Origin of the sequence: Alkalispirochaeta alkalica DSM 8900 (assembly GCF_000373545.1) — a bacterium.
In the GTDB taxonomy this organism is placed as follows: Bacteria; Spirochaetota; Spirochaetia; order DSM-27196; family Alkalispirochaetaceae; genus Alkalispirochaeta; species Alkalispirochaeta alkalica.
Genome location: NZ_KB891758.1, coordinates 83,493 through 97,722, shown reverse-complemented (window position 1 = coordinate 97,722; position 14,230 = coordinate 83,493). Strand labels below are relative to the sequence as shown.

10 protein-coding genes are annotated in these 14,230 nt (G+C 63.6%); 4 read left to right on the top strand and 6 right to left on the bottom strand.

Going from position 1 to position 14,230, the window contains the following annotated elements; genetic code table 11:
- Positions 1-53: 53 nt before the first annotated feature.
- On the bottom strand, positions 54-1,400 hold the full coding sequence (locus B071_RS0113405) for an MFS transporter (protein ID WP_018527582.1): 1,347 nt from the start codon (positions 1,398-1,400) through the stop codon (positions 54-56).
- 900 nt (positions 1,401-2,300) lie between these two features.
- Between B071_RS0113405 and B071_RS20340 the strand changes: the two genes are divergently transcribed.
- Positions 2,301-3,470 (top strand): acyltransferase family protein, encoded by a 1,170-nt coding sequence (locus B071_RS20340; RefSeq protein WP_169336360.1) that lies wholly within the window; start codon positions 2,301-2,303, stop codon positions 3,468-3,470.
- Here B071_RS20340 and B071_RS0113390 read toward each other — a convergent pair.
- From B071_RS0113390 to B071_RS0113380, 3 genes are all read right to left on the bottom strand, one after another.
- The gene (locus B071_RS0113390; protein ID WP_018527579.1) at positions 3,448-4,134 is read right to left on the bottom strand and encodes an alpha/beta hydrolase; all 687 of its coding nucleotides are present in this window, start codon (positions 4,132-4,134) and stop codon (positions 3,448-3,450) included. The two genes, B071_RS20340 and B071_RS0113390, sit on opposite strands and share 23 nt — an antisense overlap.
- 40 nt (positions 4,135-4,174) lie before the next feature.
- Positions 4,175-4,861, bottom strand: a complete 687-nt coding sequence (locus tag B071_RS17760) for an NUDIX hydrolase (RefSeq protein ID WP_018527578.1) — start codon at positions 4,859-4,861, stop codon at positions 4,175-4,177.
- On the bottom strand, positions 4,842-5,726 hold the full coding sequence (locus B071_RS0113380) for a DMT family transporter (protein ID WP_438829726.1): 885 nt from the start codon (positions 5,724-5,726) through the stop codon (positions 4,842-4,844). Before B071_RS0113380 ends, B071_RS17760 begins: the two co-directional genes overlap by 20 nt.
- Positions 5,727-6,673: 947 nt before the next feature.
- On the opposite strand from B071_RS0113380, the gene B071_RS18720 reads away from it, so the two are divergent.
- Positions 6,674-7,633 carry an NlpC/P60 family protein gene (locus tag B071_RS18720; protein ID WP_018527575.1) on the top strand — a complete coding sequence of 320 codons (960 nt, stop codon included), beginning with the start codon at positions 6,674-6,676 and terminating at the stop codon, positions 7,631-7,633.
- Positions 7,634-8,168: 535 nt separating this feature from the next.
- Here the strand turns inward: B071_RS18720 and B071_RS0113360 are convergent.
- Positions 8,169-8,948, bottom strand: a complete 780-nt coding sequence (locus tag B071_RS0113360; RefSeq protein ID WP_157703238.1) for a DUF6062 family protein — start codon at positions 8,946-8,948, stop codon at positions 8,169-8,171.
- 966 nt (positions 8,949-9,914) lie between these two features.
- Between B071_RS0113360 and alr the strand changes: the two genes are divergently transcribed.
- Positions 9,915-11,213 (top strand): alanine racemase, encoded by a 1,299-nt coding sequence (alr, locus tag B071_RS17750; protein ID WP_083914979.1) that lies wholly within the window; start codon positions 9,915-9,917, stop codon positions 11,211-11,213.
- A gap of 12 nt (positions 11,214-11,225) precedes the next feature.
- On the opposite strand, the gene B071_RS0113345 is transcribed toward alr, so the two are convergent.
- A complete protein-coding gene (locus B071_RS0113345) occupies positions 11,226-12,164 on the bottom strand; it encodes a substrate-binding domain-containing protein (protein WP_438829725.1) in 939 nt (312 codons plus the stop codon).
- A gap of 545 nt (positions 12,165-12,709) precedes the next feature.
- Between B071_RS0113345 and B071_RS0113340 the strand changes: the two genes are divergently transcribed.
- Positions 12,710-14,230: a sugar ABC transporter ATP-binding protein gene (locus B071_RS0113340; RefSeq protein WP_018527569.1), complete on the top strand. Its 1,521-nt coding sequence runs from the start codon at positions 12,710-12,712 to the stop codon at positions 14,228-14,230.

Here is a 14,230-nt window from a genome sequence, read left to right as displayed (position 1 = left end):
TCTTCCGTAGGTTGGGAGCGCCTATGGCCGGGAGCGTGTACGGCCGGGAGCGCTCACGGTCGGGAGAGAAGCGATTTCCGGCGGGAGCGCCCTGCTCCCGGGCGGGAGGTGAGGTAAAAGAGGACCGCTGCCCCGGCCATGCCCAGGGGGGCCAGGCCGAAGAGAGTCCGGAGTCCCAGGGTGTCTACCACAACCCCTCCGAGGGAGCTCCCCAGGACGCTTCCCAGACCGAAATACATCGAGGGGGCCAGAGCCTGAAAAAGCGATTTTGACCCTGCCGGCGCTATGTCTTCGATGTAGTAGACCGAGGAGGCCAGAAAGAGCCCGAACGAGAGGCCGTGGAGGCTCTGGAGGGCGATGATCGCACCGGGGGTTCCGACGAAGGCGTAGAAGGACATCCTGATGGTCATGATCACCATGGCTGCGAGTATCGTTTTCTCCGGCCGGACTCTGCGGAGGAGGACCCCCGCCANGATCATCACGGGGATCTCCGTGGCGGCCCCCACCGAATGGGCCCACCCGATGTGGCGGTTTCCCCCGCCCACCTGGGCAACCAGGAGGGGGAGAAAGGTATAGGTGGCCCGGAAGGCGGTGAAGAGCAGGATTGAGCAGAGGACAAAGACTCGATACTGCCGGTGGTTCCAGACCAGGCGGATCACCTGGGTGAAGGACGAGGGCGCTGGCGGGGAGCCAGGCCCCGAAGGGGGGCTCTCTCCGGGAGATCTTCCCGAGGTGGCGGTTCCGCAGTCTGTGGAATCGGNTGNCCCGGGCGATGCCCAGGCGGGATCCGATGCTCCGGGAGGGCAGCTCCTCCAGGAGGGGCTGATGCCGGGGCTTCCGCTGTCGGGNGTGCAGAGGGCGANTCCCGCCGCGAGAACCGCGAAGATACCGAAGACGGGAAAGATCAGGTGCAGGCCCCAGTGGTCGTAGAGGGTCCCCAGGATGATGGCGCAGAGGGCAAAGCCGAAGGATCCCATGGCGCGGGCAAAACCGTACTCGATCCGGGGTACCAGCCTCCGGCGCGCCATGATCCAGCCGTCCAGATTCCCCGGCATGGAGTTCACCGTGACCGAGTAGATCATGACCGCTCCGATCACCAGGGGCAGCCGGGGAATCGCCAGGGGAACGAGGAGGAGCGCCCCGGCCCCTACGAGGATGACCGCCAGGAAGATCGGCCGGTGCGTGTCCAGGCGGTCGCAGACGTGCCCCCAGAAGGGCTGCCCCGGGATCGCGCAGAGAAAGAGCGCGGACATAACCAGCCCCGCCTGGCTCGGGGAGAACCCCTGCTCCGTCAGGTAGGGGAGCAGAAACCCCTCGACGCTCACGATTCCTGCCCAGAAAAACCACAGAAGGAGGCTGAAGAGGGCTGTTTCCTTGTGAGGGTTCGATGGTAATGCCATGGGGAAAGCCTACTCCGATTTGCTCCGGGGGGTATAGTCATTCTGGGGGTGAGGCCCGGTCGACCGTGGCCGCTGGCGACCGGGGTTTTCCACCCCTGGGGAGGGTGATACACTCGGAGCGGTGAAGGTAGATCGTGGGATCGTCTCCCCCTNGTTCGGGGAACCCCTCGCCGCCGGGAGGTCTCCTGCTTCCGGGGCGGGCATCGCAGCGGGAGAATGTCTCGCTGTTGCAGAAGAAGAGGAGCTGGCGCGCCTGATCGAGTCGGTTCANCCGGGCCAGCGGGTGCGCCCCGCGAGGCTCCTGCAAAACCGGATCTCCTGCGGGGAGCTGCGGGATCTCTTGCGGGTGCCCGGAGCGCTGGTCCGCGCTGTGGCCTCTTCGGGCCGCCTCTCCCGTCTGGCCTGTACGGGNACCCTGCCGGGGCCATCTCCCGGGGAGCTGGTCTGCCTGCGGCGGCGTTTTTCCCCCGGGGAACGGCTCGGCGCCGTGGTGGACCTGAATAACCTCCTCTGGACCCTGGGGTACGCCGCTGCACCCGGAGTCATTCAGGCGCTCCGGGATTACGGGGTGAGAAATATGCTCCTCCTGGCAGACGCGAACGTCCTGGAGNTCATCTCCCGGGAGGAACTGTCCGCTCTGGAGGCCCTGGTTCAGAAGGTGGAGGTCGTGCCTCGGGGAACACCGGCGGATCTGCGCATCCTGGAACGGGCCGAGGAAGACCCGGCCCTGATCGTCTCGAAGGACATGTTCCGGGACTGGCGCAAAACCTCTTCCTGGCGGCGTCGNACGATCTGGCGTCTGCGTGTTCCCCTTGAGCGCACCCCCGGGGGGGCTCGGGAATTCTCTTTTGGCGAGGTTCAGGTGGAACTCGCCGATCCTCCTCGGTTACAATCGGTGATATGAGAGAGGCTGCACCTCGTTTGGAGGGGATCGATAACCTGCGTCTTGTTCTGGTTCTGCTCGTGGTGGTGGTCCAGGGGACCCTGAGCTACGGTATGCCCGGCTCTGCCTGGTGGGTGGTGAGGGATGATCCCGGTTCGTCCTGGGTGGGGCTTCTGGGGATTCTGCTGGAGCTGCCCCTGCTGCCACTCCTCTTTTTCATCGCCGGGTACTTCGCTGTCTTCTCGGTGAGTCGTCGCGGACCCGGGGGCTTTCTCGTACAGAAAGTGCGCTGTCTGGCACCGCTCTGGGTTGCCGGTGTTCTCGTGGCGGCTCCCCTTCCCGTGTACCTGGGACANCGTGCAGGGGGCGGTGCCGGGGGATTTCCCGCCTTCTGGCGGCACCAGTTCTTCTCCTCCCGCTATCACCAGTCGGTGTACGGGTTTTTTGGTCTGCTCCTCTTCTTTTTTCTGATCCTCGCCGGGGCTGCGCTGATTCCTGCCTTCGCCCGGTGGCTCGATGAGGAACCTCCCCGGGATTGCGAGCGGTGCCGTCGCGACCGCTGGAAGGGGCTTCTCCTGCTCTATGGGCTGACCTCGCTGGGGTTCTTTCTGGTCCATCGGGAGGTTCCGCTGGGCAGCTGGGCCCACTGGAACTATCTTTTTATGGCTCAGCCCCTGGCGGTTCCCTTTTACGGGGGGTATTTTCTCTACGGGCTCCTCGCCGGCAGGGGGCGTTTCCTCCACCGGGAGTGGCTGCGCGACGAGAAGGCCTGGCCCCGGCTCTCGCGGTGGCTCCCTCCGGCGATCGTCCTGCTCCTGGGGTACGGGGCAAACCGCCTGGGGGTGGTGCCGGAAGAACGGGGTGAGGCGCTGGTTCAGGCTGCTACGGCTCTTCTTGCGGGCGGGGTGGTTCTTGCCTGGTCCATGGTGGCGCTCTCNTGTGCCAGGTCGCTCCTGGAGCGGCGGGGTGGGCTCTGGCGCCGGGTAGCCAGAAACGCTGGGGGTATCTACTGGCTGCATCCGCTGGTGCTGGCGCCCCTGGTGGTGCTGCTTGGGGCTTTTCCCCGGGTTCCCCCGGGGGTGAGGTTTCTTGTGGCGGTGACGGTAACGGTGGTGGTCTCGCTGGGCCTTTCCGAGGGACTCGCCTTCCTTGGGGGACGGCTTTTCAGGAAGAGAGCCCGCGGGTGAGTATGTCCTGAACCGTTGTGAGCTCCTCGGGAGTCACGCTGTGGCCCGCGCCGGGATATATCAAGGACTCCACCGTGGCTGAGGCCTCGCACAGGGCCTGCTCGGTTGCCCTGAGGCGCTCCAGGGGAATATGGGGGTCTTCCTGGCTGCAGCCGATGCACACGGGAGTTCCCTCCAGGCTGGCAGAAGACGATTCCTCTTCCCGCTGCTGGCCCGGCAGGGGTGGNGCGGCCCCGCTCAGGATGAAGAGCCCCCCGTAGCGTCCGGGGACCCTCAGGGCCCTGTCGGCCACGAGGCACGCCCCCTGGCTGAAACCCAGAAGAAAGACCTTCTCCCGGGGAACACCGCCCGAAGTCATGCGTGTTACAAGCGCATCCACGGCCTGGCGGGCCGAAACGAGCCAGGGGTCCAGAGGGTCCGTGAGCTCGGCAAAGCGCGGGAGATACCAGGTCGATCGCATGGCGTGGGGTGCCAGGAGGAGAAGATCCCGGCGACCCAGGGAGTGAACGATCTTTCTCCCCAGCCCGAGGATCTGCTGCGCTCCCGATCCTCTTCCGTGAAGCAGGATCAGCGCTGCCGCTGCCTTTCCGGGGCCCGGTCCTTCGGTGATCACGGGCTGTCCTGCGTGGGGGCCTTCAATTGAACTTAGATCGAAGGGTTGCATAGGGCTCCTTTGCATCGGGTATACCGCAGGGTACAGGATATCACTGTCTGCGGGAACATTCAGGCCTGGTCTCGTGGTTCTGCTCCTGGTTCTCCGGGGTCTGCTCCTGGTCCGGCGGGAATTGCAGGAATCGGGCCATGGCTGCCCGGAGCGAGGGAAAGGCGATCTCGTCCAGGGATATCTCTTCCGGCAGAAGCAGGGAAAAGCCGCTGATTTCCGATTCCTGAACGGACTCGGGGGGGCCCGGAAGGGTCCCGGTGAAGATAAGATCGCAGGTCGTGTAGGGGACATTCCGGTAGAGATAGCGGTTCGAGGCGGAGAAGAAGTACCGCAGGTTCCGGGCCGTCAGATTGACCTCCTCCCTGATTTCCCGAAGCAGGGCTTCTTCGGCCGATTCCCCGGGATCGATGAATCCCCCGGGAAAGTCGAGCATCCCCGCCCGGGGTTCCTGGCCCCTGCGGAGCAGGAGGATGCGTCCCCTGGAAGGCCCCTGGGAGATGGTGAGGATCGCCCCGCAGGCGGCCGCGGTGTTGTGAAAATAGACAAATCCGCAGGTCTCGCAGAAAAACCGGTTTCTTCCGTCGAAGGAAAAGCCCTCCCTGCCGCAATGGGGACAGTGGTGGAGGGGCGGGTGAGGGGGNTCTGCGAGGGACGACCCTGCGAGAGAGGGATCGGTGAAAGAGGGATCGGCGAAAGACGAAGAATGACTAACCTTCTGGTGGGACAACCAGGACCTCCTTGGGATGGGACGAAAAGCGGACAGCCAGAAGCACCAGAAGCGCCCCGGTTGCCTGAACAGCGGACAATCGTTCCCCCAGAACAAACCAGCTTGTTATGGCCGTTATTACGGGGATCGCGTTTATGTAGAGGGAGGCCCTCCCCGCCGTCTCGTAGCGAAGGGCCCAGTTATAGAGCAGAAAGGCCGCCACCGTGGCCCCTGCGGCAAGAAAGATGACCGCTCCCCACCCCAGGGGGCTCAGGGAGAGGGCCCGCGCCGGGGCTGGCTGTATCCGCCAGAGGAAGATAAAGACCCCCGCTCCCCACCAGGTCTGGATCACCGTGAGGTTGACGGGGTCGTGGCGCTGGGTCAGGCTTCGNGCCAGGGTGATGTAGCAGGCCGCCGAGAGGACAGCTCCGAANATCAGGAAGATGCCCAGGANCTGCCCGGGTTCAGGGACCCCCAGAGCTCCGGCGTTGCCGTTCCCCAGAACCAGGAGGGATATCCCGGTGATGGAAAAAAAGACAGCNGCGATCCCCCGCCGGGAGAGGGGCTCGTCCAGCACAGCCGCAGCCAGAAGCATCACCGCCAGGGGTGTGGTGGCGATGATCAGCGAGGCGATAGAGGGGGAGAGGAGGGTAAGCCCGAAGGTTTCGAAGAGGAAATACGCCACCGGTTCTGCCAGGGCGGTCAGGGCGATCATGCCGTGGGTTTTCCGGGGGAATCGGGGACGTCCACGGAGAGCCATGACCCCGGCGAGCAACACCGAGGCCAGCAGAAAACGCACNCCCATGTAGGTCAGGGGGGATATCTCCTCCAGGACCAGCTTGGAGGCCACAAAGGAGACGCCCCAGAGGATCATCGTTGTGGTCATGGCCAGATGAACGATCACAGGAGTGCGTCAACCTCGTGCTGCATCACGCGCTGCAGGAAGGAGTAGACCTTGCCCCGCACATCGCCGTCGGTGATTTTGTCAAAAAGGAGGACGCTGACCCTTCCCTGGGGGGTCTCCCGCCTCCCCGCGATGGTGGCGGAGACGTTGCAGAGGGAGCCCCAGAGGCGCAGCTGGACGTCGGGGAAGACCGTTCCCACGGAGTAATCCGCATCGAGGATGCAGGCCATGCCGACCTCGCTGATGTCCAGGATCGTTCCCGACAGGGGGCGCCCGTCGGTTTTGGTGATAATATTCAGGGAGGCCTTTCCCCGGGGAACCCNNACCCGTACAAAGCGGCGGTCGCCCCGCGCCTCGGCCGCCTCCAGGGCCTTTATGATGATCCGGGCGCTCTTCTCAAAGCCGATGTTCAGGGTGATATAGCCGCAGGTAATTCCGATGTCCAGCAGNTAGCGGCGGGCCTGNTCGGGGTCGCTGTTGTAGGAAAGGAGCCCCACGTCGGCGCCGTGTTTCTCCTTGCTGGAGAGAATTGTCTTGAGCACCTGGTCCAGGGTTCCCGCAGGCATGCGGGTGTCGGCGTTGAAATAGACCACCGACCCGGGGAACTTGTAGAGGACGGTCTGAATGGCGCGGTAATCCTTGACAATCGCCGTCTCGTACTGGGCGGTGACCAGGAAGCGAACCATNTGTTCCCTGATAACGCTCGGTGGATCGACAAAGAGAACCCGGCGCCCTCCGGGGCGGACCGGTCGGTCAGNCTGCTGCATTGACGGATTGTAATACGGAGCAGGGTCTTTCACAACCGGTCATAGCCGNCCGAGNCCTCCCGATGATTATCATTTGTGATTATCCTGTCNACCAGCCGACAAAGCTGGACAACTTTGTCGTGGGGGATATGATTAAAGNGAGAAGAAAAAAGGAGAGGGCCCATGAAAACGAGAATTTTCGGAACGAGAGGGATTGCCCCGATTGCTATCGTCCTGGCGGTAGTGCTGGCTGCGCCCCTTGCAGCGGTGGATGTACAGCGCGATATCCTCCGGCCGGCCCAGGCCTACGCCGGGGCGGAATACTGTCTCGGTGGGGTCTCTCCGCCCTGTTTTGACTGCAGCGGCTTTGTCCTGCGGGTCTACGGGAATCACGTCCCCGATCTTCCCCGGGTATCGCGGGATATGGCCCGCGTGGGCCAGCCCGTACCCCGGGAATCACTTCGGCCGGGGGACCTGGTTTTCTTTGCCACCGGGGGGCGGTCCGACGTGGTGACCCACGTGGCCATCTACATGGGACAGGATTCGATTATCCACGCCATCTCGAACGGTCCCAACCGGGGTGTTACCATCACCCCCCTGAGCGCCCGCTACTGGTCAACCCGTTATTACAGCTCCTCCCGGGTGCTGCCCGACCCCGTTCCGGTGGCGCGGGTAGCCCCGAATGAAGCGATCCGGTTTTCCCAGGGTACCTACACAGGTGACCTCGATAACGGTGAGCCCCACGGCAGGGGAACNATGGATCTGAATAACGGGGATCACTACGAAGGAGAGTTCCGGCAGGGCTTCTTCGAGGGTACGGGAACCTACACCTGGGCGAACGGCGACCGCTATCGGGGGGGATTCCGATCAGGGGAGATGCACGGTGAGGGTCGGTTCGTGNCNGCCTCGGGTGACATTCTGGAGGGGCGCTGGGAATCGGGAGAGCTGGTGCGAACCCTCCAGGAGAGCGCCCCGGCAGCAACACCCCGGGCNGCTGCCCGCAGCAGCTATATACGCGAGCGCGATTCGCCCTGGGAAACCTGGGATGGCGTTGTAGAGGGAGACTTCCGGATCTGGCAGGAGCAACAGCAGCGGGCGTTCGAGGAGCATCGTCGCCGATCGGAGCCGCCCCGTTCCAACTGAGNGCTCTTCCTGAACGGGAGCAGGGGTTACTGCTCCCGNCGGTCCGCATCGACGNCGGGAAGGATCTCCAGCACCCGGGCGGGGTCGGTGCTCCGGAAGAGCACCTCTCCCCGGTGATTCAGAAGTACCAGGGCAAAATCGCTTCCCTGGACGCCCGTGAGCCGGGCCAGGGCGGCCACGTCGTGCCGACGGGGGAGCGCGTCCAGGGGCAGAATCCGGCGCCTCGTCAGGGCATTCCAGCGGTTCGAGAGGGTCAGATGGACCTCGAAGAGGCGATCGTCATTCTGGTCCTCTGCGAGAACCAGGAGCAGATACCCTCCCTCGTCCAGGCGGTTCAGCTCGGGAAGAAGCCGGGGGATATCTCCCCGAACCGTAGCGGGGGCGATCATACAGAGGNCCAGNACCAGGAGAAGCCCCGCCAGAGGGGGGCGTCCGGGGCCGGGCGCTCCTGGTNCGGTGAGAGGGCGCNCGGCAGGGGCGCAGGGGCTCGTCCCACGGCCTGGGTGGAATCTCCGGTATCGTCCTGTGGGGCTGGTCATGATCGAAACCTCCTGCGGTGCTGCCTGTGACGGACGGCGCGGGCCGGGCCTTCCATGTATTCGAGCAAGTCCCTCCAGACGGTAGAGTCCCGTCCCCGGCTTCCCGCGGCGTATTCCTCCACCGCCTCCTGGAGGGTCCGGGCACGCTCGTCCTGGTGGCTGGCAAGCCAGGCCGGGACCTTCCCCGCACCCCAGAGGAGCCGCTCAAAATGAGGAAGGCAGAGACCCGTTCCACCCCGGAAGGCCTCCTGCAGGGCGGGATCCTTCTGGTGTCGAAGAAGGTTGTGCAGAAAATGGGTCTCCCACAGGGCGATCTGGTCGCAGAGCGGGCAGTCCGTGAGGTGGGCCTGGTAGCCCCGGGCTGCAGGGCTCCGGTCCCGGCGCAGGTTGGGTCGAGGCAGGGCCCGAAGCAATCGCAACGGCCTGTGGCGGCGTCGCTGCCACCGCAGGCGGTGCTTGAGCAGCGGCGCGTAGAGCATCGCCACGGCGACGCCGTCGTTCTCTTCTCTCAGGTGATGGGCATGGGCCGGGCAGAATCCGTTGTTTGCCAGGAACCGGTCCTGAAACCCCTCGGTTCCGACCCAGCTGTACAGGAGCGAATCGAAGTAGGAACTCTCGGCTGTTTCCAGAAAGCAGCAGAGCGGGCACCGGTCCCGGTGGTTTTGAAGCGCCTCCAGAACGGCGTGGTAATCGATATGGGCCATGCCCCAGCCTAGTCCAGGTCCGGCCCTGAGGTCAAAGGGATCGATCCCCCGCACCTGCTGCTGGCAAGTCATAGGTCTGTATCTCGCCGCCTGAAGTTAAATCGATCCCCCGCACCTGCCTGCTGGCAAGTGGGCCTGGCACCCCCCCCTCTGACAGGTTCTGATTGAGCTCCCCGGAAAATGCCCCGGGCCATGAGTAACACGGCCAGAAGGTCGGGGAGGCCAGGGCGAGCCGATCAGGTCGGTCAGGCCGCTCCAGGGGCCTTCGACGGCCCGGATGAGCCGGAACGGCCCGGACGAGCCCGGACGGGCGTGGAAGACCCTGAAAAAGAAGCCGGGAATAGCCCGAAAAACCAATAGAGGGTCAGAATAAAAATTTGTCAAGGAAAAAAGTTGAACATTTTTTCTTCCTGCGGTATATTGTGTTCATCGGAAGGTAAACGATTACATGAAGCGTTACATGGAGGTAATAGCATGACACAAACCGATGTACGAAACACCGTTGCCACGCGCAACCGGACGAAAGATCTGCAGCTGCTGTTGCAGGATGAGCATCTCCAGCTCCACCGCGATGAGGACTGGCAGGCCCTGGCCGAACACGTGGAGGTCCACAAGTTCCTGATCAACCAGAGCATCCCCTGGACCATCACCTGGGACGACGCGATCTTCTCCTGGTACGAAAACGTCTACACCCCCCTCAACAGGGCGATCGACCACTGGGAAGTGCGTGGGGCCTTTCCCGGAAAAACCCGGGGGCAGCTCTATCTGGCGGTCTCCAGCCACTGGTACTACCTGCAGCAGCGGAACCCCCTGGTAACGGCCGACGAGGCAGCCCGNGATTTCTCCGGTCGCTACGGTACGGGCCTGGCCCGATGGTTTTCCCGGTACCTGTGAGTCTCTGCCCGCCTCTCTCCGGTGCCGGAGGCGCCGCAGCTGCCGGTCTGACCGCTGGACATCGGGCGTCCCTGCAAGACCTGGTGTCGTGACGGTGGTCGCCCTGTCCGGGATCGGTCGTTCCGGGGATGGCCGTCTGTCAGGATGGCCCCTTCGGGAAAGGGCCCTTCCGGGAGAAAGACGACTCGAATAAGTCGAGGGTTTCGGGATAGGCTCTATCCCATGGACCACGCAGCGCAAGGCCCCCTCCGGCACAGCCGTGCCTGGATCGATCTGGATGCAATCGAACACAACCTGAAAATTCTCTCGAACCGGGTTCCCGGAGCAGGGCTCATGCCCGCCGTGAAATCCGACGCCTACGGCCACGGCCTGATTCCGGTGGCACAGGCNGCGGAGCGCTTTGGCGTGACGATGCTGGCCGTCGCAACGGCCGAGGAATTTCTCATTCTTCGGGATCAGGGGATCGCTCTGCCCGTCCTGATCCTGGGGGAGCTCTTNACCGNGGAGGCCCGCGAGGTGCTGCGTCTGGGGGCCCGTCTGGCCGCAGGGTCCGGGGACTACGCCCGGTTCCTGGGCGAGCTGGCTCGCCAGGAGGGGACCACCGCCGTGATTCACCTGAACGTGGACACGGGCATGGGGCGGCTGGGCCTCTTTTCAGCGGATCCGCTGGGGGACCTGCTGGATATAGCTGCCCTGCCGGGGATCCGTCTGGAAGGGCTCTTTTCTCACTTTGCCTCCTCCGACGAGGGGGACCCGGCCTTCTCGCAGGAACAGCTCAACCGCTTCCAGGAACTCCTCCGGGGGGCCGATGGGGCGGGAATCCCCATCCGGTACCGCCACATCGCCAACAGCGGAGCCCTGATCGATTTTCCCGACCGGGTCTCGCTCGATCTGGTGCGTCCGGGGATCGCCGTCTACGGTATTTCCCCCAGCGACCAGGTGGATCAGNCCCTTCAGCTTCGGCCCGCCCTGCGTGTTGTAAGCCGTATCGTGAAGATCACCTCCTACGACCGCCCCTGGACGGTGGGGTACGGCAGAACCTGGCGCGTCAAGGCGGGAACCACCGTGGGGGTTGTGCCCNTGGGTTACGGCGACGGCTACCCCCGGGCGCTCTCGAACCGNGGGGAGGTGCTGATTCAGGGAAGGCGCGTGGCCGTCATGGGACGGGTCTCCATGGACGCGATCACCCTGGACCTCACGCCCCTGGCCTCACGGGTCCGGCGGGGTGACGAGGTGGTTCTCTTGGGTGATGAGATCGGAGCGGGCGAGCTCGCCCGCCTCACGGGGACGATCCCCTACGAGATTACCTGCGGCCTCTCTCCCCGGCTGCCCCGGGTATACCTGCGGGGAGGGGGTGTCGTAGCCCTGACAACCCAGCGGGAGGGCTACCGGGTTCTCGACCCNGGTGATCCCCGCTACGGGAGGGGGCCCGGCGAGATCTAGCCGAAGTCGGGGTTACCGTGACCGGTACTGGTGGGGCGTGACCCCCAGGTGGTGCCGGAAGTGGGCAAAGAAGCGCTGCATGGAGCCGAACCCCGCCTCCCTGGCCACGGCCTCGGTCTTGAGTTGCGTTGTCTTGAGCAGATGCGCCGCCACCCGGACCCGCTGCTCCACAATCGCCCCGTGAACGGTCCTTCCCGTCTCCTCGCGGAAGTGCTTCTCCATGGTTCGTCGCCCCACGGCAAGCTCGNTGGCGATCTCCGAGACCGAGCGGGTGTGCCCCTGATCGGACCGGATAACGCGGAAGACCTCTCCCACCAGCGGATCCTCGCTGGCGTAAAGCGCCGTGGAGCGCCGTTCGATGACCTGAAAGGGGTCAATCGTGATATCCGTGTCCCCCTCCCGGGCCGGAGACGACCCCGGCGAGATGAGCCTGTCCAGGACCCTGGCCGCCGAATANCCGATCCGTTCGAGCTGCAACTCTATGGATGACATGGAGGGATTCGCCAGCTCGCAGGGAATCTCCTCGTTATCCACGCCCAGAATTGCGATATCCTCGGGGACGGCGATCCCCTGGGATGCGCAGGTGATGCTCACGCGGAGCCCCGCCTTGTCGTTGCAGGCAAAGAGCCCCGTGGGTTTGGGCAGCCTGGCCAGAAAGAGGGCCAGTTCGAAGCTGTACGGTTCCTTGAGCCACCACTCCAGGGGGCGTTCGAAGCGGGGTACATCGGGAGCATCGGCTATGGCAGAGATCGTTTCCAGAAAACCCTGGCGCCGTTCCCGGGACCACTGGCCGTCGCTGATCCCGCAATAGGCAAAGGAGCGGAAGCCGTTCCCGATAAAGTGGGTTCCCGCGATCCGGCCCGTGGCGATATCGTTGTTGTAGACGCGGTGAATTCCCTCCGTGCGGGACCCGTTGGCCACATCGATCACCGGACAGGGCAGGTTTTTCATCACCTCGATCTCCCGGAGCGATTCGATCCGGGTGATCACCCCGTCTCCGCGCCAGCTGGTGAGATCCTCCAGCGGCGAGAACATCCAGCCGTGGCCAAAGAGCTGCCACCCCGGTTTCATCCTGGCGTACCGGACGATACCCCGGGCGATCCCGTGGTCGTAGTAGTCTGAAAGGGCCAGTCCCAGGGCGATCCTCTTCATTGGCATGAACTATATCATGAAACGCCCTGCAGGGGCGCAAAAGGGAACTCTCTCTGCGATAATTGGCTTCTCCTTTTTGGTATATGCCAAAACGCTTTCATGGTAAATATGTAAAATAATTAGTTGACAAATGGCTTCCCTGTGGTACCCTGAAATAAGGGAGGGGGCTGATGGCATCCTCCCAGCCGGGACCATGTATATCAGGGAGCGTTCCGGCATTTCGTAAAACGGCATAGAAACTGCGCATATCGCGCATTGCGCTGGCGGATTTCCGGGTACACAATCTCGGAAGATGCCTCGGGGGGCGGCCCGACGGCGGAAGGGATACGAAGAAGAGGATCTACATGGGAGAAGCTGAGACGAAGGGAGAGATTCTCTCCCTCAAGGGAATCGAGAAGACCTTCACGGGCGTCCGGGCCCTGAAGGGAGTGGACTTCTCCTTGCGCCGGGGAGAGATCCACGCCCTGGTGGGTGAAAACGGTGCCGGCAAGTCCACCCTGGTGAAGGCCCTCACGGGGATCGTCAAAAAGGACGCCGGGGAGATTTCCTACCGGGGAAAACTCTTTAATCCCCGCGATCCAAAATACGCCCTGGAAACGGGAATAGGCATCATCCATCAGGAACTGAACATGATGGATCACCTCACGGTGGCCCAGAATATCTTTATCGGCCGGGAATCGACCCGTGCGGGAGGGGTCCTCCTGGACGAGGGTGAGCAAAACAGGCGGGCCGCTGCACTCTTTGCACGCCTGAATATGGAGATTGATCCCACGGTTCCCCTGGGAACGCTCACCGTGGGGAAGCAGCAGATGGTGGAGATCGCCAAGGCCGTCTCCCACGACCTGCGGGTTCTCATTCTCGATGAACCCACAGCGGCACTCACCAGTACCGAGATCGGGGAGCTCTTTACGATCATGCGGGGGCTGGCCGGCCAGGGCGTGGGGATGATCTATATCTCCCACCGCATGGACGAGATCGGTGAGATCACCGACCGGGTCACGGTGATGCGCGATGGCGAGTACGTGGGGACCCGGGTCACCCGAGAGGTCTCCACCGACGAAATCATCAACATGATGGTGGGGCGCGTTATCTACGAGACCCCCAAGGAGCAGAGCTCCGTCCCCGCCGACGCTCCCGTGGTGCTCAAGGTGGATAATCTCAAGGCGGGCCGTATGGTGAAGGACGTAAGTTTCGTCCTCCGCCGGGGGGAAATCCTCGGNTTCGCCGGGCTCATGGGGGCGGGGCGCACCGAGACGGCCCGGGCGATCTTCGGGGCCGACCCGATCCAGAGCGGCATGATCGAGATCAAGGGGCGGCCTGTCTGGATCAAGACTCCCGCCGATGCCGTGGCCCACGGGCTGGGGTACCTCTCGGAGGACCGGAAGCGCTTTGGTCTGGCCCTGAACCTGAGTGTTCGGGAGAACGCCGTCATGGCTGCNCTGGAGCGGTTCCAAAAGCACTTTTTCATTCACTCCGGGAAGGTCGCCGCCGAAACCGAGACCTATATCGCGAAACTTCGGGTCAAGACCCCTTCGATCGACCAGATCATCCGGAACCTCTCGGGGGGGAACCAGCAGAAAGTNGTTATCGCCAAGTGGNTGATCCGGAACAGCGATATTCTCATCTTTGACGAACCCACCCGGGGAATCGACGTGGGTGCCAAAAGCGAGATCTACGCGCTGATGAACGAGCTGGCAGAGCAGGGCAAGTCGATCATCATGATCTCGTCGGAGTTGCCCGAGGTGCTCCGTATGAGCGATCGGATTGTGGTGATGTGCGAAGGGCGAATCACGGGAGAGCTGGATATTTCCGAGGCCAGCCAGGAATNGATCATGAAACTCGCTACCATGAGAAACCAGGAGTAG